Raw genomic sequence first — 19,815 nt, forward strand, 5'->3', positions numbered from 1 at the left:
GTGAGGGCGGCGTCAGCCCTTCGTGCTGCCCGCGCTGATCCCGGCGATGATGTGCCGCTGGAAGATAAGGAACATCGCGACCATGGGGATACTGGCGATCACCATCGCGGCGATGAGCACGGTCAGCTGGATGTTCTGCGACAGCTGGACGAGTGCCACGCTGATCGGCTGCTTTTCCGTGTCGGAGAAGACCATCAGCGGCCAGAGGAAGTCCTGCCAGACCGCGACCAGCGCGAAGATCGACACGACTCCGAGCACCGGCCGGGACATCGGCAGCACGATCGACCACAGGATGCGCAGCTTCCCGGCGCCGTCGATCTCGGCGGCCTCCAGTACGTCGCGCGGGATCTGGTCGAAGAACCGCTTGAGGAGATACAGGTTGAAGGCGTTCGCGACCGCCGGGAGCCAGATCGCGAGGGGGTCGTTGAGCAGGCCCAGGTCGGCCACGGTCAGGTACTTCGGCACGACCAGGGCCTGCGCCGGGACCATGAGCGTGGCGAGGATGCCGCCGAGGATCACCTTGCCGAAGACCGGCCTCAGTTTGGAGAGGGCGTAGGCGGCGGCCGTGCACAGGACCAGCTGGAACAGCCAGGCGCCGGCCGCCTGGACCACCGTGTTCCACAGGTGGGTGGGCAGCTGCATCAGGTCCCAGGCGTCGGTGTAACCGCTGAGGTGCCACTCCTTCGGGACGATCGTCGGCGGGGTCTCAGCCACCTCGTCCGGCGACTTCATCGCACCGGTCACCATCCAGTAGACCGGGAAGAGGAAGGCCAGCGCGAAGAGCAGCACGATCGCGGTGAAGACCGTCCAGTACGTCGCCCTGCCGCGCGGACGTGCCAGGGCGGCCGGGGAGACCAGGGTCCGGGTGCTCATGCGGTGTCCTCCCCTTCGGTGCGGGTGAGCCGCAGATAGACGGCGGAGAAGAGGCCGAGGAACACCAGCAGCATCACGCTGAGCGCGCAGGCGCCGCCGAAGTCGTTGTAGAGGAAGGCGTATTTGTAGATCAGGTAGAGGACGGTGACGGTGGCGTTCTCCGGGCCGCCGCCCGTGATCACGAACGGTTCGGTGAAGACCTGCATCGTCGCGATGATCTGAAGCAGCATCAGCATGAGGATCACGAACCTGGTCTGCGGGATCGTCACATGGCGGATGCGCTGGAGGAGGCTCGCGCCGTCCAGTTCCGCCGCCTCGTACAGCTCGCCGGGGATGGACTGCAGGGCGGCCAGGTAGATCAGGACGGTGCCGCCCATGTTGGCCCAGGTCGCCACGATGACCAGGGAGATCAGTGCGGTGTCGGCGCCGTTGGACCAGTTCGAGGTGGGCAGGTGCAGGAAGCGCAGCGCCTCGTTGGCCAGGCCGGTGCCGGGGTCGTAGAACCACTTCCACAGCAGGGCGGTGACGACCGGAGGGATCATCACCGGCAGGTAGACCACGACTCTGAAGAAGGCTCTCGCATGCCGGAGTTCGTTGAGGACGAGCGCCAGGACGAAGGGGATCGCGAAGCCGATGAGCAGGGCGAGCAGGGTGAAGGTGAGCGTGTTGCGCCAGGCCGCCGTGAACTCCGGGTCGTCGAAGACGCGGGTGAAGTTGGCCGTGCCGACCCACTCGGGGTCCGAGCCGGGCGTGTACTTCTGGAAGGCGATCACGACCGCGCGGATCGCGGGGTACCAGGAGAACAGGGCGAAGCAGGTGAGGCCGCCGAGGAGGAAGGCGTAGGCGCGGGCCTGGTCGGCGAGGCGGCGCCGCCTCCGGTCCCCTGCCGGGGGCGGCGCCTGCACCGGGCGTACCGTGATGGCCTCGACGGGTCGCGCGGTGGTCTTCGTCATCGGTCAGCCCCGGGCCAGGATGCTGTCGATCTTGCCGGAGGCGTCCCCCAGGAGCTGGTCGATGTCGGCGTCCTTCTTGGTGAGGACGGCGGAGACGACTGAGTCGAGGACGGAGTAGATCTGCTGGGCGTTGGGCGGCTCGATCTTCATGTCGAGGTTCTGGTTGCCGTCGAGGAAGGCCTGGTAGTTCTCGACGGGCACATTGGCGTTGGCCTTCTTGACCTGTTGGTCCTTGGCGTCGGCTGCGCCGCTGAACAGCCGCGGCTCGGGCAGCCCCACCGGGGCCTCGGCCTTCTTGGCGCGGGCGTAGTCGCCGAGGAAGCCGTCTCCGGGGGTGAGGAACATGTGGTCCAGCCACTTCAGGCCCGCCCTGATCTGCTCGGGGCTCGCCTTCTTGTTGAACATGTAGCCGTCGCCGCCGATGAGCGTGCCCTCGCCGCCGGGCATGGGCCCGAGGGCGAGGTCCTTGTAGTTGCCGCCCTTCTCCTTGACCAGGATCGGGATGTTGTCGGGCGCGGAGAGGTACATGCCGAGCTTCCCGGAACCCATCATCTGCTGGACGTCGTTGATGACCAGGAGCTGCTTGCTGCCCATCGAGTCGTCGGTCCAGCGCATGTCGTGCAGGGTCTGCAGCACGGCCCGGCCCTCGGGTGTGTCGATCGTCGCCTTCTTGCCGTCGGCGCTGACGACGTCACCGCCCTGCGCGTACAGCTCGGCGGTGAAGTGCCAGCCGCCCTGGTTCTGGGCGCTGTAGTCGGCGTATCCGACGGTGCCGTTGCCGAGATCGGCGATCTTCTTGGCGGCGGTGCGCAGTTCGTCCCAGGTCGCCGGGGGCTGGTCGGGGTCGAGGCCCGCCTGCTCGAAGAGTTTCTTGTTGTAGATCAGGCCCATCGAGTAGCCGGTGCGCGGGATGCCGTAGATCTTGCCGTCGACGGTGTAGATGTCCCGCAGCTGCTGCTGGATGGTCTCGTAGCTCTTCAACTCCTTGATGTACGGCGTGAGATCGGCCGCCTGGTTGATGTCGACGACGTGCTTGGCGTCGGTGAAGTACGTGTAGAAGACGTCCTCCATCTGCCCGCCGGCGAGCTTCGCGTCGAACGTCTTCGGGTCCTGGCAGGGGAACGCGTCGTGTGCGACGACGTCGATGTCCGGGTTGGCCTTCTCGAAGGAGGCGATGTCCTGCTCGAAGAACTGCCGGTCGACCTTGGCGCTCTTGGGCGGCATGCAGTTGACGGTGATGCGTGTCTTGCCGCCCGCCGAGTCGTCCCCGTCGCCGCCCCCACAGGCGGTGAGGGCGAGGGAACAGACGCTGAGCGCGACGAACGTACGGCGGAACCCGGTGCTACTCATCGGTGGACCCCTTTGGGCAGGAGCGGTGGGCGCCGCACACTCAAGCACCGCCGACATCGAGCCGCAAGATGTCGCGCAGAATCCGAAATTATTGAACGAGTCTGTGAATCTCCGTGGATCTCAGTCGCGAGGCGCTTGCCCGGTCGAACCCCTCACCACCAGCTCGGGCTCGAACAACAGCTCCTCAGCCGGTACGGCCGCCCCGCCGACCTGCGCGTTCAGCAGCTCGACGGCTGCCCTCCCCATCGCCTCGATGGGCTGGCGCACCGTCGTGAGCGGCGGCTCGGTGCAGTTCATGAACGCGGAGTCGTCGTAGCCGACGACGGAGATCTGCGACGGGACGCCGAGCCCCTTGCGGCGGGCGGCCCGCACGGCGCCGAGCGCGAGCGGGTCACTGGCGCAGATGATGCCCGTGACGCCCCGGTCGATCAGTCGGGAGGCGGCCGCGTGTCCGCCCTCGATCGAGAAGATGGCGCGGGCGACGAACTCGTCCGGCAGGTCCCCCACCGCCCGGGCGGCGGCCAGCTTGCGGGCCGACGGCACATGGTCGCCGGGGCCGAGCACCAGCCCGATGCGCTCATGGCCGAGGGAGGCGAGATGCCGCCAGGCCTGTTCCACCGCGACCGCGTCATCGCAGGAGACACCGGGGAAGCCGAGGTGCTCGATCGCCGCGTTGACCAGGACGACCGGGATGTTGCGGTCGGCGAGCAGCCGGTAGTGCTCGTGCGGCGCGTCGGCCTGTGCGTACAGACCGCCGGCGAAGACGACCCCGGAGACCTGTTGTTGCAGCAGCAGCGCCACATAGTCGGCCTCGGAGACACCGCCCTTGGTCTGCGTGCACAGCACCGGGGTCAGGCCGAGCTGGGCGAGCGCTCCCCCGATCACCTCGGCGAACGCCGGGAAGATCGGGTTCTGCAGCTCGGGCAGCACGAGGCCCACGAGCCGCGCGCGCTCGCCGCGCAGCTGCGTGGGCCGCTCGTACCCGAGGATGTCCAAGGCGGACAGCACCGCCTGCCGGGTGGTCTCGGAGACTCCGGGCTTGCCGTTGAGTACCCGGCTGACCGTGGCCTCACTGACCCCGACCTTCTTCGCCACCTCGGCAAGTCGTCGCGTCATGCGCGCAAGAATAGCGCAAGAAATGCAAGCGGCTTGCGTTGAGTGCGTGGGCGATTACTCGTGAGCCGCCGCCCACAGGCCGCGGACATGGCCGAGGTGACGGGTCATGACCTCGCGTACGGCGTTTTCGTCGCGGGCGAGCAGGGCGTCGAGGAGTTCGATGTGCTCTTCGGCGGAGGCCTTCAGGCGACCCGCCTCGAGCAGGGCGGTGAGCCCGTACAGACGGGAGCGCTTGCGCAGGTCGCCGACGACCTCGACCAGGTGCGCGTTGCCGACGATGGTGAGCAGACCCAGATGGAAGGCGGTGTCGGCCTCGACATAGGCGATGAGATCCCCGGCGGCAGCGGCGGCGACGATCTCTCTTGCGGCCGGGCGCAGCGCCTCCAGCGAGGCCGAGTCGGCGGTCCTGGCCAGATCCACGACGGTGGGAATCTCGATGAGGGCGCGGATGTGGGTGTACTCGTCGAGTTGTTCCTCGGACACCTCGGTGACCCGGAAACCCTTGTTGGGGACGGTGTCGACCAGGCCCTCCTTGGCGAGATCCAGCATCGCCTCGCGGACCGGGGTCGCCGACACGCCGAAGCGGGCGGCGAGCGTGGGGGCGGAGTACAGCTCGCCGGGGCGCAGTTCACCGGCGATCAGCGCGGCCCGCAGGGCGTCGGCGACCCGCTCACGGTAGCTGCTCTTCTTGCCGCCCACCGTGGGCAGGGCGGGAGCAGCGGCGGTCGGGGCGCTGGTGCGCTGGGCGGGCATGGGACTCTCCTAGCGATGCAACTGGCTGTGCGACGGTGCAATGTCACGCGTCACACGACATTATCCCCGGACGCGGGCCGGAGGCTCACAGCACGAACCCCGCCGGAAACGGGTCAGCCGGGTCAAGCAGATACTGAGCCGTGCCGGTGATCCAGGCCCGGCCGGTGAAACTGGGCAGGACAGCGGGGCGGCCGGCGACCTCGGTGGTGGCGAGCAGGCGGCCGGTGAAGTGGATTCCGATGAAAGACTCGTCGAGGCTCAGAGGACGAACCCGGCCGGGAACGGGTCGGTCGGGTCGAGCAGATATTGCGCCGTGCCGGTGATCCAGGCCCGGCCGGTGAAACTGGGCAGGACAGCGGGGCGGCCGGCGACCTCGGTGGTGGCGAGCAGGCGGCCGGTGAAGCGGGTTCCGATGAAGGACTCGTTCACGAACTCGGTGTTCAGGGGGAGTTCGCCGCGTGCGTGCAACTGGGCCATGCGCGCGCTGGTGCCCGTGCCGCAGGGCGAGCGGTCGAACCAGCCGGGGTGGATGGCCATCGCGTGCCGGGAGTGGCGGGCGGTGGAGCCGGGGGCGTACAGGTGGACGTGGTGGCAGCCGTGGATCGACGGGTCCTCCGGGTGGACCGGCTCGTCCTCGGCGTTGATCGCCTCCATCAGGGACAGGGCCGCTTTGAGGATGTCGTCCTTGCGGGAGCGGTCGAAGGGCAGGCCGAACTCGTCCAGCGGCAGGATGGCGTAGAAGTTGCCGCCGTATGCCATGTCATATGTCACCGTCCGCCCGTCGGGAAGGGCGATCTTGCGGTCGAGGGCGACGGAGAAGGACGGCACGTTCTGGAGGGTGACCGCTTTGGCCGCGCCGTCCTCCACCGCCACCTCGGCGACGACCAGGCCCGCCGGGGTGTCGAGCCGGATCGTGGTGATTGGTTCGACGACCTGGACCATGCCGGTCTCGACGAGCACGGTCGCCACGCCGATCGTGCCGTGTCCGCACATCGGGAGATAGCCGGAGACCTCGATGTAGACGACGCCCCAGTCACAGTCGGCGCGGGTGGGCGGCTGGAGGATCGCGCCGCTCATCGCGGAGTGGCCGCGCGGCTCGTTCATCAGCAACTGCTTGATGTCGTCCCGGTGTTCACGGAAGTACAGCCGCCGCTCGTTCATCGTGTCGCCGGGGATCGTGCCGATGCCGCCGGTGATCACACGGGTGGGCATGCCCTCGGTGTGCGAGTCGACGGCGTGCAGGACGAGTTTGCTGCGCATGGTCCAGACTCCTTCACGCGAGCCCTGCGGCTACGGCTTTCTCGGTCGCGGCGCGTACGGCGGCCTCCTGCTCCGGCAGCAGCGGGACGCGCGGCGGGCGCACCGGGCCGCCGTGCCGCCCGACGATGTCCATGGACAGCTTGATCGCCTGCACGAACTCGACCTTGGAGTCCCAGCGCAGCAGCGGGTGCAGTTGCTCGTAGAGCTTCTTGGCGGTGGCGAGGTCGCCGCCCACGGCAGCCCGGTACAGCTCGACGGTCGCGACGGGCAGCGCGTTCGGGTAACCGGCCACCCAGCCCTTGGCGCCCGCGATCGCGAGCTCCAGCAGAACGTCGTCGGCGCCGATCAACAGGTCGAGCTCCGGGGCGAGTTCGGCGAGCTGATAGGCGCGGCGGACATCGCCCGAGAACTCCTTGACGGCATGGATGTGGCCCTCGCCGTGCAGCTTGGCGAGCAGTTCCGGCACCAGGTCGACCTTGGTGTCGATGGGGTTGTTGTACGCCACGATCGGCACCCCCGCCTTGGCGACCTCCGCGTAGTGCGCCAGCACCGACCGCTCGTCGGCGCGGTACGCGTTGGGCGGCAGCAGCATCACGGACGCGCAGCCGGCGTCGCGCGCCTGCTCGGCCCAGCGGCGGGCCTCCGCCGAGCCATAGGCGGCGACGCCGGGCATGACGCGCTCGCCTCCGATGGCGGCCACGGCGGTCTCGACGACCTTGGCCCGATCCTCGGGGGTGAGTACCTGGTATTCGCCGAGCGAGCCGTTCGGTACGACACCGTCGCAGCCGTTCTCGACCAGCCAGGCGCAGTGTTCGGCGTACTTGGCGTGGTTCACGGACAGGTCGTCGTCGAGCGGGAGGGCGGTGGCGACGAGGATGCCCCGCCAGGGGCGGGTCGCGATGGCGGTCATGTGAGATTCCCTCCGAATGGAATGTGACATATCACTGTTGGCATCACTTCGGGCATCACTCGGCTTCGGGCTCCCCCGCCCGCGCCAGCACCCCCAACGGCACCGGTCGCGCGAACGGCCTGCGGCCCGGCATCTCCGCGCACCCGGCCAGCCCCGCGACCGCGGGCCCGCACACCCGCCCCTGGCACCAGCCCATCCCGGCCCGCGTCAGCAGCTTCACGGTCCGCAGGTCACCGGCACCGAGTTCACCGACGGCATCACGGATCGCGCCGCCGGTCACCTCCTCGCAGCGGCAGACCACGGTGTCATCGGTGATCTGCTCGGCCCAGTGCACGGGCGGCGCGTACACGGTGTCCAGCGCGGCGAAGAACTCCCGCAAGCTGCTACGGGACTTCGCTGCCGCGTCCCACACGCGCGGGTCGGGCTCGGCACCGTTCAGCCTCGCGGCGGCCGAGCATCCCGCGATGTGCCCCTCGGCGAGGGCGAGGGCCGCGCCGCCGATGCCGGTGGTCTCGCCCGCGGCCCAGACGCGGGGGACGTCGGTGCGCTGCTCGTCGTCGACGTGGACGTTCGGTCCGTCGAGGCGGCAGCCGAGGGTCTCAGCGAGGTCGGTGTGCGGCAGCATGCCGTGCCCGACGGCGAGGGTGTCGCAGGGGATCCGCCGCTCGGTGCCGGGCCGGACGCGTCCGGCGCCGTCGAGTGCGGCGACGGTCACCGCCTCAAGGCGTTCGGTGCCGTGCGCCTCGACCACGGTGTGGTGAGCGAGGGTGCGCACCCGGTGCCGGAGCAACTGGGCGGCGTACTGGGCGCCTTCACCGACCTTGCCCGGCTGAGCCACGAGCGCCCGGGTCCGTCGTACGAAATCCTTGGGGTGCGCGGACTCGACGAGCGCTGCCACCTTCACCCCGGCCGCGGCGAGTCCGGTCGCCACCGGAAGCAGCAGCGGCCCGGTGCCGGCGACCACGGCGGTGTGCCCGGAGACGGCGAGGGTGCCCTTGAGCATGGCTTGGGCGCCGCCCGCGGTGATGACGCCGGGGAGGGTCCAGCCGGGGAAGGGCAGGACCCTCTCGTAGCCGCCGGTGGCGAGAAGGACGGCGTCGGCGTGCACGACGGCGGGTTCCTCCTGCTCGGGACCAAGCAGCGTGTGCACCGTGAAGTGGCCCGACTGCCCTTCCGCGAACCAGACATGATGGTCAGTCAGGTGCGTGACACGGCCCGTCTCCACGGCTCCGGCCAGGGCGTCCCGCAGCCGCTCCCAGGTCCGCCACTGATGGTGCAGGGCCTGCGGGCGGCGGGCACGGAGTTCGGTGGCGGGCTGACGGTAGAACTGCCCGCCTGCCTCCGGTACCGAGTCGATGAGGGTGACGCGGACACCGCACGCCGCGGCGGCCACGGTGGCGGCGAGGCCCGCCGGGCCCGCGCCGATCACGGCGAGATGCGGCCGTTCAGTCATCGTGCCCCGTCCCCTCCTGCGTACGGATCGCATCGCCCGGCCGCACCGGCACGAGGCAAGCCCGTTGGTTCGGGCGGTCGTTGACGGTGACCAGGCAGTCGAAGCAGACGCCGATACCGCAGAAGATCCCGCGCGGCCGGCCTTCCACACGGGTGGTGCGCCAGGAGGTGACGCCGGCCGACCAGAGCGCTGCGGCGACGGTCTGGCCGGGGAGGGCCTGGATCTCGCGGCCGTCCAGGGTGACCGTGAAGGCGGGGCCTGGTTGGGCTCCGGCCAGGTCGACAGGGGTTCTCATGTGGCCTCCCTGCTGAAGCGATCGGGCCGGAACGGCGCCAGATCCAGGTCCGGGGCCTTCTCGGTCAGCACCTGTGCGATCAGTTGCCCCGTGCCGGTCGCGAGCCCGATGCCCGCGCCCTCGTGACCGCAGGCGTGATGGAGGCCCGGCACGCGTGGATCGGGGCCGATGGCGGGCAGGTGGTCGGGCATGTACGGCCGGAAGCCGAGGTAGGCGCGCATCGCGTGAACCCCATCCAGGAACGGGAACAGCCGCGTCGCGCCCGCCGCGAGCGCCCGCACGGCCGGCAGGGAGAAGGTCCGGTCGAAGCCGACGCGTTCACGGCTCGCGCCGATCAGGATCGGCCCGGCGGCCGTGCCCTCCACGACCGGCGAGGTCTGCAGGGCCGCCGAGTCGCTGGCGACGTCGGCCACGTAGTCGGCGGCGTACACCTTGTGGTGGACCATGCGCGGGAGCGGTTCGGTGACGAGGACGAAGCCGCGGCGCGGGAGGACGGGGAGGTCCACGCCCGCGAGGGCGGCGAGGTCGGCGCCCCAGGTGCCCGCCGCGTTGACGACCGCCGGGGCGTGCAGGTCACCTCCGTCGGTACGGACGCCGCGGACCGCCCCGTCCGGTGTGCGCAGGATGTCCGTCACCGTCCGGCCGGTGAACAGGCGGGCGCCGGAGGCCTTGAGGAGGTGGGCGGCGGCCAGGGCGGGCATGACCTGGGCGTCCTGGGGGTAGTGGACGGCGCCGGGAAGACCGGGGGCGAGATGGGGTTCGAGATCGTAGAGGGTGTCGGGTGCGACGAGTTGGGCGGTGACTCCGGCGACGCGCTGGCCGTCGGCGAAGCGCTCCAGGGCGGTGAGTCCGCCGGGCGACGTGGCCACCACGACGCCGCCCTTGGCCTCGTACTCCACGGACTTGCCGAACTCCGCCGCGAGTTCGGCCCAGAGGCGGCCGGAGAGAAGCGCGAGGTGCAGTTCCGGGCCGGGCTCCTTGTCGGAGACGAGGATGTTGCCCTCGCCGGCGCCGGTCGTGCCGCCGGCCACCGGGCCGCGGTCGACCACTGTGACGTCGAGGCCCGCGCGGGCGGCGTACAGGGCGCACGCGGCGCCCACCATGCCGGCCCCTACGACCACGACATCGCAGGTCAGTCGCTTGCTCACGGCAGTACTATGTCACATACCGCTCCAGCTGGGAACGACGTCATGCGACGTCACACACGGAAGAACGGAAGAGGTGCCCCCGACATGGCCAACGGCCGTAAGAACTATCTCTACCGAGGAATCTCCGACGAGTTGTCCGCCCTGATGCGGACGGGCTGGGCCGACACCGAACGCAGGGACCTGACGCCGACCGAGCAGGCCCCCCACGCGGCCCGCCGCCGCGCCGCACTGTCCGCGCTTTTCCCGGGCGAACGGCTGGTCGTCCCCTCCGGAGGCCTCAAGATCCGCTCGAACGACGCCCATTACCCGTATCGCCCGTACACCGGCTATGTGCACCTGACCGGCGATCAGGCCCGCGACGGCGCCCTGGTCCTGGAACCCCGCCCGGACGGCGGCCACGACGCGCACTGCTACCAACTCCCCCGCGACAGCCGGGACAGCGACGAGTTCTGGACCGGCTACACCGCCGAGCTGTGGATGGGCCGCCGCCGTACGCTCGCCGAGTCGGAGCTGGTGCTCGGCATGGAGTGCCGGGACATCCGTACGATCGCCGAGGATTTGGCGAAGGCCACGAACACCCCCACCCGTGTCGTCCGCGGCATCGACCCGTCCCTGGAGGCGGTGCTCGCCACCGACGAGGAGCGGGACGACGAGTTCGAGGAGGCCGTCTCCGGACTGCGGCTGATCAAGGACGAGTGGGAGATAGCCGAGCTGCGCCGTGCCGTGGATGCGACGGTCCGCGGATTCACCGATGTCGTACGGGAGTTGTCGCAGGCGATCGCCACCTCGGAGCGGTGGATCGAGGGCACCTTCTTCCGCCGGGCCCGCGTCGAGGGCAACACCGTCGGTTACGGCTCGATCTGCGCGGCCGGCGAGCACGCCACGATCATGCACTGGCAGGACAACGACGGCCCGGTCCGCCCCGGCGAACTCCTCCTGCTGGACGCGGGCGTGGAGACCCACACGCTCTACACCGCCGACGTGACGCGCACGCTCCCGATCAGTGGCACCTTCAATCCGCTGCAGCGTGAGATCTACGACGCGGTGTACGAGGCTCAGGAGGCGGGCATGGCCGCGGTCAAGCCCGGTGCGCACTACCGCGACTTCCATGAGGCCGCCCAGCGGTCGCTGGCCGCCCGGCTGGTGGAGTGGGGCTTCCTCAAGGGCCCGGCCGAGCGTGTGTACGAGCTGGATCTGCAGCGCCGCTTCACCATGGCGGGCACCGGTCACATGCTCGGTCTCGACGTGCACGACTGCGCGCAGGCCCGCAACGAGGACTACATCGAGGGCGTGCTGGAAGCCGGTATGTGCCTGACCGTCGAGCCCGGCCTCTACTTCCAGCCCGACGACCTGACCGTCCCCGAGGAGTGGCGCGGCATCGGCGTCCGGATCGAGGACGATGTGCTGGTGACGGCGGACGGGAACGAGAACCTGTCGGCCGGGCTCCCTCGCTCGGCCGACGAAGTCGAGGCGTGGATGCGGGAGTTCGCGGGCTGACCCAGAAACCGGAAAGGGGGCGGCCCGACCCCGTCCTGACCAGAGCGCCGTCGGCGACCTGAACGCCGGCGGTGCCCGGTCAGGCGTCGGGGGCGGAGACCACCGTGAGGTGGCTCGCCGTGCGGCGGGCTCGTGCCGGCCTGCGGCCGGTGGGGGTGGCGCGGCGGGCGGGGCGGAGGACCAGCGTCATTCGCGAGTAGCCCATCTCGTGCAGTGTCCGGGGGGTTTCGTCGACGACCCGGCAGTCCGTGGCGCCCCAGCGCGGGTCCGGGTGCAGCAGCGGGCGGACCGCGCCGTCGTGGGCGAGGGCCTGCTCACCGACCGCGCGGATCCAGTGCGGCAGGCCGTGCCGGTAGGCGGCCTCCATGATGGGGTCCTGGGCGATGTCCCGGCGGATCGACTGCAGCCCGTGGTCATGGCCGTGCCGCTCGACGGCGGCGGCGAAGAGGGCCAGCATGGGCAGGCACCAGCTCGACTCGTGTTCCCCGAGGACGGTGCTCGCGTCCGGGTGGAACAGGACGAAGCGCAGGAAGTTGTCGTACGGCATGGCCGTGGGGTGCGGGCCGACGCCGCGGAAAAGTGTCTCGAAAGCGGTGTTGGTCAGAACCACGTCCCACCGATGATCGAGCACGACGGACGGGAAGGTGACGGCTTCCAGGAGGGTGGCGTAGTCATGGAGATACGCCTGGGCCTCAAGACTCTCGGGGACGGGCCGCGGCGCCGGCCGCTGCCCACCTGCCTGATATGCCATCGGGAGGTCACCCCTCTTGCCTATGCGGCCTTCACGCGGCGCCTTGATCCTCCTGCCCCGACGCGAGGCGTGTCAACTATCGTGGCATTTCATGCCGGTTGACGGCTGAAATTGGCCACAGTTGTGGCGAGACCTGGATGTGAGTTCGAACCACCGGCTACTCTCCGGGAAGTTCACGGCAACCGTGTGTGGTGAGAATGCCGGTGAGAAGGCCTGTGAGAGACGTGGGAGATCTGTCGGTGACGGATGGCTTCGAGGGTCCCGGCGCCGCGACGGCGGCTCTGCAGGCCGTCGTCGCCCGGGTCACCGCACTCGCCGACCGGCTCGGCGTGGCGCACGCGGACGTCTTCGCCACCGGCCGGCTGTCCGTCGCCTCCGGTGTCCCCGAGCCCGTGGTCAAGGCCCTGCTGAGCGGCCGGCCGGCGGGCGAGCCCGATGTGCAGGCGAGGTTCCTGCAACGCCTGGACCTGCTGCGCCGCACCCGGCTCAAGCCGAACGGGCGCAAGTACACCCAGCAGGAGATCGCCGACGGCGCGGGTATGTCGCGGCAGCAGGCGGGCGCTCTCATCAACGGCGACCGCCGGCCCACGATGGAGCACTGCGACGCCATTCAGCGCTTCTTCCGGGTCCATGCCGGATTCCTGACGGCCGAGGACCCCGAAGCGCTCGCGGGCGCCCTGCAGCGCACCGAGCAGGAGCTGCTGCAGAAGCTCGCCGACCGTGAGCGGGAGGCGGCAGCCGCCGCCGACGACCCGCTGGAGCGGCTGCTGCAGGACCACGGCGTCCGCGGAATCGCCTGGCGGGCCGCGCAGCTGCCCACCGACCAGCACCGCGACAAGGTCGCCGAATGGCTGGACATGCTCCTGGAGAGCGTCAAACGGCCCGAGTCCTGAGCCGGGGGAGAGCAGTGGGCATCGACAAGGAAATGCGCCGCCTGTGCGGCGAGTTGGTCGCGGAGCTCACGCTCCCCGCACCGGCACGGCCCGAGGACCTGTACGGCGCTCTGTGCGACGCCATGAGCAGACGCCGCGGCCGCCCCGTCCACTTCCGTACGGTCGCCTTCCCGCCCGGCACCGCCAGCGGGCTGTGGCTCGACATGGCCGACCAGGACGTCGTGGTCGTCGAGGAACGCACCGCCCCCGACCACCAGTTGGTCATCCTCGGCCACGAGCTGTGGCACATGAAGGCCGGGCACTGCAGCCACCATGTCGAGGGCGCGGCCGTCGCCGCCCGGCTGCTCAGCGACGAGGCCGACCTCGAGGACACCGTCCGCCGGATCGCCGCCCGCACCCGCTTCGACCTCACCGACGAGCAGGACGCCGAGAGCTTCGGCCTCCTGCTGGCCAGCAAGTGCCGTACGTGGCTTGCCGGTTCGTCGTCGCGGGGGCCGGTGCAGCGGGATCGTCTGGCGGGGCGGATCGAGGCGTCGCTGGGGTATCTGGGACTGTGACGTGCTGAATTGCTCGGTCGCCTTCGGGGGCGCTGAATGCCGGTGTCGAGAGACCGACCGTGCTCGGCGCTGCGCGCCTCCGCGCGCTCGGTCTCTCGACACCGGTGCGCCCCCTACGGCTCCCTCGCGGCCGGCGCGTCGGACCAGTGGGCGTTGGTGGGCACTCACTCGGCACTCGCCTAGCACTTGCCCGGCACCCGTCCTGGGCTGAGTGGGCGAACCGGCAAGTAGCCAAGCCCGATTGTCAGTGGTGGGCGGCAGACTTGGGGGTGCGTGCCACCCGAGTACGGAGGCGCGCCCGACCGACGCCGACGTGGGGAGAGCCGACCGATGCCGACCGTCCTGATGACCGACCGTGAGCGCACCGCCGTACAGGCCTATCTGCGGCTGCTGCACACCGTGCGTGCCGCCTTCGACACCGCTGCCGGGCCGCCGGGCGGTGGCCGGCCACCTGCCGTTCCGCCGTCCGTGCTGGCCGAGGCGGAGCAGGCGCTGGCGGAGGCGGGTCTCGCGGGCAACGAGGAGGAGTTCTTCCGGCTGCTGCAGACCTGGTGCCCGGAGGCCTGACCTACGCGGCGGCCTGGTGGGGTACGGCGACGGCCGTCGCCACCAGGCCGCGCCGGACGGTCCAGCGGCCCTCGAAGTGACGGAGCCGCCGGCCGCCGATCAGCGGTCCGGGGACCAGGAGTTCGGCACGGAAGGCGCCGCCGAACCGATCGCCGGGGTCCGCGGAGATCGTGACGTCGGCCTCGGTGAAGTCCAGCCACTGCCGGGTGAGGGGGAACCACGCCTTGTACACGGACTCCTTGGCGCTGAACAGCAGCCGGTCCCAGTGGATGTCCGGGTGCAGCGCGGCCAGGCTGCTGAGCCGCGGTCCCTCCGTGGGCAGGAACGCGGCGGCCAGGACACCCTGCGGCAGCGGGTCATGGGGTTCGGCGTCGATGCCGATCGAGGCGAGGTCGGTGGCGCGGACCAGGGCGGCGGCATGGTAGCCCTCGCAGTGGGTCATGCTGCCGACCAGGCCGGCCGGCCAGCTCGGTGCGCCACGCTCGCCGGGCAGCACGGCCTGCGGCGGTACGCCGAGCTTCTCCATGGCGCGACGGGCACAGGCCCGTACGGTGGAAAACTCACGGCGGCGCTTGTCGATCGCCCGAGCCACGACCGCCTCTTCCTCGGGGTACAGGGGCGCCGGCTCGTCGTTACCGTACGTCTCCACGACCACCACCGAGGCGGGCAGCAGCTCCTCGATCACCTGGCCCCACCTCCCTGGGCAGAATCCGGCGCAGTGCCCCCGGCTCCTGGGAGCGCTTGCTCCATTCTCGCGGGTATCCGACGGACACCTCTTCGAAGCGGACACCGTCGTGCCAGGTCGTCCGCGGAATGTGCAGATGACCATAGACCATGGTCTGGACCCGGAATCTGCGGTGCCAGTCGGCCGTCAGCCCGGTGCCGCACCACATGGCGAACTCGGGGTACCACAGGATGTCCGTCGGGTGCCGGTCCAGCGGGTAGTGGTTGACCAGCACCGTCGGCAGGTCGCCGGGCAGCTCGGCGAGCCTGCGCTCGGTGGCCGCGACCCGGGCCCGGCACCAGGCGTCGCGGCTCGGGTAGGGGTCGGGGTGCAGCAGATACTCGTCGTTGCAGACGATCCCGGTTCCGTGCGCGTACGCCAGCCCCTCGTCCTTGGTCGCGCAGCCGGCCGGGAGGAACGAGTAGTCGTAGAGCAGGAACAGCGGCGCCACGGCGACCGGGCCGCCGGGTCCGTCCCAGATGGGGTACGGGTCCTCGGGTGTGAGCACGCCGAGTTCCCGGCACTCCTCGACGAGGTGCTCGTAGCGGGCGACGCCGCGCAGGGTGACGGGGTCCTTCGGGTGGGTCCACAGTTCGTGGTTGCCGGGGGCCCAGACGACCTTGCGGAAGCGGCCGGCGAGGGTCTTCAGGGCCCAGCGCACGTCGGAGACGGTCTCGGAGACGTCGCCGGCCACCAGGAGCCAGTCGTCGTCCGTCTCGGGGTGCATCTTCTCGACGAGGGCGCGGTTCTCCGGGTAGCCGATGTGCAGATCGCTGATGGCCAGCAGTTGTCCGGCACCACCGGCCGTCGACGTCACCTGGTCGCCCCTTCCGCGCGCGAATGGCTCCACGACAGCACATCCGCGGCCCCCGGACAAGGCGGATCTCGGCGGCGGGCCGCGCGGGTTATCAGGAGAACATCCTCCCGACAGGCAACATCCGAAAATCCGTAACACGTATGTTGCACGCCACGCCCCCGCGACGCCGTATGATCGCCCCAACACCACCACCACGGACTTCCCTTCACCAGGGGCAGTTTGGTGTTCCCTCATTCGATCTGGCCGGGCACGGCCCGCTCCGCCGTGCCCGCGAACCGTGAAAGGCGGCCTGCATGGTCTCTCGCGTACGCGTCTGGCTCAACCGCACGTACGCGGAGAACGTGTTCTTCATGGATCAGCTGCGACGAAATCCCAGTGATCGGGCCGTCGAGATCCATGCCACGCACGGAGACGCCGACTCCCCCGTGCTGGCCGCCGCCGACACCGCCGACTTCGAGCCGGAGGGTCTGTCCCCGGCCGCGTATGTCGAGTACGCCCTGGACCAGTGCGCGCGCCGTGCCATCGATGTGTTCGTGCCGCGTCTGCAGCAGTCGGCGGTCGTGGCGCACCGGGCCGACTTCGAGGCGGTCGGTACGGCGGTGCTCGCGCCGCCGCCCGAGGCCGTCGCCGTCTTCCACGACAAGGTGATCGCGTACGAGGCGGTCGAGGCGATCGGCGTGCCGGTGCCGCCGTGGTGGCGGGTGCGGTCGGCGGACGAACTCGTCGCCGCTGTCGAGGAGTTGGAGGCGGGCGGCCACAAGGCGTGCTTCAAGCCGGCGTCCGGCGCGGGCGGGGTGGGCTTCCGCAACATCACCCGCACGCCGTTCTCGATGATGCACCTGAACGGCTTCCCGAGTTCGTACGTCCCTCTCGACCTGGTCGTGCAGGCGGTGCGGCAGTCCGATGAGCCGGTCGACTGGCTGGTCATGCCGCGTCTCGAGCAGCCGGAGGTGTCGGTGGACTGCCTCACCGGGCCCGACAACCGGATCCGGCTGGCGGTGGGCCGCACGAAGAACGGCCGGCGACGTGGGTTCACTCTGCACGAGCAGTGGCTGGCACCGGCGCGGGCGATCGCGGAGGGGTTCGGGCTGCACTACCTGTCCAACATCCAGTTCCGGATGTTCGGGGACACGCCGGTTCTGATGGATGTCAACACGCGTCCGGCGGGCGGGCTGCATCAGCTGTCGCTGTGCGGGGTCAACGCGCCTTGGGCGGCTGTCCAGTTGGCGCTCGGTGAGGATCCCGGTGAGGTGGTTCCGCCGTTCCTGGGGCAGGACTACACGGTGGTTTCCGGGCCGCGGCCTTTGCGCGCGGTGTCGCTGCCGCACCAACGAGTTGAGGAGCCGCAGGTGTTGCCTGCTACACCTGCACCGGTCAACTCCGTCGAGGTTGCGGCTGAGGCACTGCGGCTGTAGGTCGTCTGCCAGGTGCGGGTTGTCTGTGGTTGCTCGCGCAGTTCCCCGCGCCCCTTCAGGGCGTCTCCCTCGCCGGTGTGGACCAATTGGCGCCCGTCTCCTTGGGGTGCCTAGACCTCGTACCCCCACGCCTTCGCGATCTCCTTCAGGCGCGGCGGCAGTTCGGCGGTCGGGTCGGCCGTGCGGGCGGGCTGGATGCGGCCGGACTTGATGGTGCTGCTCCAGTCGCCGAGCTGGGGGCGGAAGGTGCCGTGGTCCTTGTTGCCGTAGTCGAGCATGCCGCACTCCCACTCGACGCCCAGGTAGTCGCACAGGGCGCGGGTGGCCTTCTCCGGTTCGGCGGTGAGTTCCTCGTACGTGACGATGTGCGCGTTCCCGAGCTTCTGCCGGGCCTCTTCCAGCTTCTCGGAGTAGTTGAGCACCTCGGCGCGGATGGCCTCGTGGTCGGGGTCGCGGCGGCGGTCGGTCAGGGACGCGACGATGGCGCCCGGGTGGCGCAGCAGCAGGATGTAGCGGGCGCTGGGCCAACATCGGTCCAGCCGGGGCCAGATGAGGGTGTTGGGTGGCGTCTTGTCGACGATGACGTCCTTGCCGCTGCGGGTCAGCTCCAGGTGCAGCACCCGGTCCCAGAGGAGGTGCTCCAGCTCGGCCTTGTCGAGTTCCAGCGCCTTCATGGCGTCCGCGGTGAAGCTGCGGGTCAGCTGGACGTGGACGGTGCGCAGATGCATCTCGTGCGGGGCGCGGATCCGGCTGTGGCTGTTCAGCAGCACGCGGAGCAGGGTCGAGCCCGAGCGCACCGAGGACAGCACGAAGACCGGCGCCTCCACCAGGCGCGGGGCGATCGGAGCGACGTACGCCGACTCCTTCAGCTTCGCCGCGGGCCGGGGTGACGGAATGGCGTCCAGAGTGCGACGCGGCGGGCTCACCGCCTGCATCATCAGCCTCCCCCGGCGCCTCAGCCCCTTGCCGATCGCTGACTTACGCGAGTCTCCCACCGCGACACCTTTCTCTTGCGCCTTACCTTCGCATCCCACGGGCAGTAGGCAAACTCCAAGTGTCCAAGAAGCAAAGCGCCATGGTCACGGACTCCGGGAATTCGTCCGTGACCAGGCGCTTTACCGCTTCCTTAAATCTTCATGGGAGTTCCTGGGACAACGTGTTCACGATCAGAAACGTCCGGCCCCCCGGTACAGCTCCAGCTCGCCGTCCAGCTCGACGGCGAGGACGGTGGCATGCGGGTCGAGGTCCGCCGCGGCCGGCGGTTCGATCCACAGCACGCCCGGCGTCTCGTGCAGGCCTCCGGTGATCCGATGGGCCAGCTCGGTGCCGCTGCCGAGCACGGTGACCCGGCGCACCGAGCCGAGCAGACCGCGTACGTTGATCTCGGCGCGCGGGGCGTCGAACAGGATCAGGTACAGCGTGCGGCGGTCCTTGGAGAGGGTGCTCGGGCCGTAGTGGTGACCGGCGGGCAGCCCTCGTTCGGTGCCGTACACCGCCTCGGCGTGCTGGGCGATCCAGTCGCCGAGCCCTTCGAGGCGCTCGGCCTGCTCCTGCGGGATCGTGCCGTCCTCCCTCGGCCCGACGCTGAGGAGCAGATTGCCGCCTCCCCCGATCGTCTCGGTGAAGTAGCGGATCAGCTGGTCGACCGACTTGTGGTTGTGGTCGTGGTGCTGGTGACCCCAGGAGTCGTTGATCGTCAGGCACAGCTCCCAGGGGCCCTCGGGCGGGACGACCGGGGCGCCCTGCTCGGGGGTCGCGTAGTCGCCCTCGCTGAGCATGCGGGCGTTGAAGACGACCTCAGGGACCTCGGAGCGGATCAGCGCGGCCAGTTCGGGGATGCGCCACTGCTCCTCGCTGCGGTCCCACTCCCCGTCGAACCACATCAGGTCCGGCTTGTAGCGGGAGGTCAGTTCGCGGATCTGGCCGTCCCGGTAGGCGAGGAAGCGTTCCCAGGCCTCCAGGTCCTCGAACTCTGCCGCCACCTCCGAGTAGCGGTTGTCCTCCAGCTCCGGCGGGCGGCCCGGCTTGCGCGTGGAGGCGTAGTCGGGGTGGCTCCAGTCGGAGTGCGAGTAGTAGAAGCCGACCTTGAGGCCCTGCTCGCGCAGGGCGTCGGCGTATCCGGATATCAGGTCCCGGCCCACGTTCAGGTCGCCGTACGCGGTGTCCCAGAGGGCGACGCCGTCGTGATGACGGGTGGTCAGGACGGCGTACTTGGCGCCGGCGCGCGCGAACAGCTTCGCCCAGTCCCGCGGCTCGTACCGGGAGGCGGTGAAGCGGTCGAACTGGGACATGTAGGTGTCGTACGGAACGATGTCGTCGTAGAACGACCAGGACTCCTGGACGCCGTCGACCGCGTAGATCCCCCAGTGGATGAAGATGCCTAGCTTGGCGTCAACGAACCACGGCTGCATGGGCACGATTGAACTCCTCAGCGGCAATAGGTCACTTCGAAGGAGAAGGGGCGGGCAGCTGATCACGGGCGG

General features: G+C 70.0%; 20 protein-coding genes and 1 pseudogene. 5 read left to right on the top strand and 16 right to left on the bottom strand.

Annotated features, from left to right (window positions below; all coding sequences use genetic code 11):
* Window positions 1-12 precede the first annotated feature (12 nt).
* The 11 genes and pseudogenes from ACTWQO_RS12140 to ACTWQO_RS12190 form a co-directional block, all read right to left on the bottom strand.
* Window positions 13-873 carry a carbohydrate ABC transporter permease gene (locus ACTWQO_RS12140; RefSeq protein WP_443237256.1) on the bottom strand — a complete coding sequence of 287 codons (861 nt, stop codon included), beginning with the start codon at window positions 871-873 and terminating at the stop codon, window positions 13-15.
* Complete coding sequence (locus ACTWQO_RS12145) at window positions 870-1,826, bottom strand: carbohydrate ABC transporter permease (RefSeq protein ID WP_443237257.1); 957 nt, start codon at window positions 1,824-1,826, stop codon at window positions 870-872. The genes ACTWQO_RS12140 and ACTWQO_RS12145 overlap by 4 nt, the downstream gene beginning before the upstream one ends.
* 3 nt (window positions 1,827-1,829) lie before the next feature.
* Window positions 1,830-3,176 (bottom strand): ABC transporter substrate-binding protein, encoded by a 1,347-nt coding sequence (locus ACTWQO_RS12150; protein ID WP_443237258.1) that lies wholly within the window; start codon window positions 3,174-3,176, stop codon window positions 1,830-1,832.
* Between the two features lie 120 nt (window positions 3,177-3,296).
* Entirely contained in the window at window positions 3,297-4,292 is a 996-nt protein-coding gene (locus ACTWQO_RS12155) for a LacI family DNA-binding transcriptional regulator (protein ID WP_443237259.1), read from the bottom strand.
* A gap of 54 nt (window positions 4,293-4,346) precedes the next feature.
* Entirely contained in the window at window positions 4,347-5,045 is a 699-nt protein-coding gene (locus tag ACTWQO_RS12160; protein WP_443237260.1) for a GntR family transcriptional regulator, read from the bottom strand.
* A gap of 85 nt (window positions 5,046-5,130) precedes the next feature.
* Window positions 5,131-5,301, bottom strand: a pseudogene (locus ACTWQO_RS12165) (proline racemase family protein); the annotation flags it as partial.
* A 2-nt stretch (window positions 5,302-5,303) separates the two neighbouring features.
* Entirely contained in the window at window positions 5,304-6,305 is a 1,002-nt protein-coding gene (locus ACTWQO_RS12170; RefSeq protein WP_443237261.1) for a proline racemase family protein, read from the bottom strand.
* A 13-nt stretch (window positions 6,306-6,318) separates the two neighbouring features.
* Window positions 6,319-7,215: a dihydrodipicolinate synthase family protein gene (locus tag ACTWQO_RS12175; protein ID WP_443237262.1), complete on the bottom strand. Its 897-nt coding sequence runs from the start codon at window positions 7,213-7,215 to the stop codon at window positions 6,319-6,321.
* 55 nt (window positions 7,216-7,270) lie between these two features.
* On the bottom strand, window positions 7,271-8,668 hold the full coding sequence (locus ACTWQO_RS12180) for an FAD-dependent oxidoreductase (RefSeq protein ID WP_443237263.1): 1,398 nt from the start codon (window positions 8,666-8,668) through the stop codon (window positions 7,271-7,273).
* Window positions 8,661-8,963: a (2Fe-2S)-binding protein gene (locus ACTWQO_RS12185; RefSeq protein ID WP_443237264.1), complete on the bottom strand. Its 303-nt coding sequence runs from the start codon at window positions 8,961-8,963 to the stop codon at window positions 8,661-8,663. The genes ACTWQO_RS12180 and ACTWQO_RS12185 overlap by 8 nt, the downstream gene beginning before the upstream one ends.
* Complete coding sequence (locus ACTWQO_RS12190; protein WP_443237265.1) at window positions 8,960-10,111, bottom strand: NAD(P)/FAD-dependent oxidoreductase; 1,152 nt, start codon at window positions 10,109-10,111, stop codon at window positions 8,960-8,962. The genes ACTWQO_RS12185 and ACTWQO_RS12190 overlap by 4 nt, the downstream gene beginning before the upstream one ends.
* A gap of 84 nt (window positions 10,112-10,195) precedes the next feature.
* Here ACTWQO_RS12190 and ACTWQO_RS12195 point away from each other — a divergent pair, with 84 nt between their 5' ends.
* A complete protein-coding gene (locus ACTWQO_RS12195) occupies window positions 10,196-11,608 on the top strand; it encodes an aminopeptidase P family protein (RefSeq protein WP_443237266.1) in 1,413 nt (470 codons plus the stop codon).
* Window positions 11,609-11,687: 79 nt separating this feature from the next.
* Here ACTWQO_RS12195 and ACTWQO_RS12200 read toward each other — a convergent pair whose 3' ends face one another.
* A complete protein-coding gene (locus ACTWQO_RS12200; protein ID WP_443237267.1) occupies window positions 11,688-12,359 on the bottom strand; it encodes an MmyB family transcriptional regulator in 672 nt (223 codons plus the stop codon).
* A gap of 239 nt (window positions 12,360-12,598) precedes the next feature.
* On the opposite strand from ACTWQO_RS12200, the gene ACTWQO_RS12205 reads away from it, so the two are divergent.
* The 3 genes from ACTWQO_RS12205 to ACTWQO_RS12215 all read left to right on the top strand — a co-directional run bounded on the left by ACTWQO_RS12205 (window position 12,599) and on the right by ACTWQO_RS12215 (window position 14,376).
* Window positions 12,599-13,252 carry a helix-turn-helix domain-containing protein gene (locus ACTWQO_RS12205; protein WP_443237328.1) on the top strand — a complete coding sequence of 218 codons (654 nt, stop codon included), beginning with the start codon at window positions 12,599-12,601 and terminating at the stop codon, window positions 13,250-13,252.
* Window positions 13,253-13,284: 32 nt separating this feature from the next.
* Window positions 13,285-13,809, top strand: a complete 525-nt coding sequence (locus ACTWQO_RS12210; RefSeq protein WP_443237329.1) for a toxin-antitoxin system, toxin component — start codon at window positions 13,285-13,287, stop codon at window positions 13,807-13,809.
* 330 nt (window positions 13,810-14,139) lie between these two features.
* Window positions 14,140-14,376, top strand: a complete 237-nt coding sequence (locus ACTWQO_RS12215; RefSeq protein WP_443237268.1) for a hypothetical protein — start codon at window positions 14,140-14,142, stop codon at window positions 14,374-14,376.
* Window position 14,377: 1 nt separating this feature from the next.
* Here the strand turns inward: ACTWQO_RS12215 and ACTWQO_RS12220 are convergent, their stop codons facing one another.
* Entirely contained in the window at window positions 14,378-15,061 is a 684-nt protein-coding gene (locus tag ACTWQO_RS12220) for a 4'-phosphopantetheinyl transferase family protein (protein ID WP_443237269.1), read from the bottom strand.
* The gene (locus ACTWQO_RS12225; protein ID WP_443237270.1) at window positions 15,009-15,917 is read right to left on the bottom strand and encodes a metallophosphoesterase family protein; all 909 of its coding nucleotides are present in this window, start codon (window positions 15,915-15,917) and stop codon (window positions 15,009-15,011) included. The genes ACTWQO_RS12220 and ACTWQO_RS12225 overlap by 53 nt, the downstream gene beginning before the upstream one ends.
* A 293-nt stretch (window positions 15,918-16,210) precedes the next feature.
* Here ACTWQO_RS12225 and ACTWQO_RS12230 point away from each other — a divergent pair, with 293 nt between their 5' ends.
* Window positions 16,211-17,332, top strand: coding sequence for an ATP-grasp domain-containing protein (locus ACTWQO_RS12230; RefSeq protein ID WP_443237271.1), 1,122 nt, complete (start codon window positions 16,211-16,213; stop codon window positions 17,330-17,332).
* Window positions 17,333-17,442: 110 nt separating this feature from the next.
* On the opposite strand, the gene ACTWQO_RS12235 is transcribed toward ACTWQO_RS12230, so the two are convergent.
* Together ACTWQO_RS12235 and ACTWQO_RS12240 are read right to left on the bottom strand one after the other, a co-directional pair.
* Window positions 17,443-18,327, bottom strand: a complete 885-nt coding sequence (locus ACTWQO_RS12235) for a sulfotransferase family protein (protein ID WP_443237272.1) — start codon at window positions 18,325-18,327, stop codon at window positions 17,443-17,445.
* Window positions 18,328-18,498: 171 nt separating this feature from the next.
* The gene (locus ACTWQO_RS12240) at window positions 18,499-19,749 is read right to left on the bottom strand and encodes an alpha-L-fucosidase (RefSeq protein ID WP_443237273.1); all 1,251 of its coding nucleotides are present in this window, start codon (window positions 19,747-19,749) and stop codon (window positions 18,499-18,501) included.
* Window positions 19,750-19,815: the final 66 nt, after the last annotated feature.

Source organism: Streptomyces sp. 4N124, assembly GCF_052245395.1.
Lineage (GTDB): Bacteria > Actinomycetota > Actinomycetes > Streptomycetales > Streptomycetaceae > Streptomyces.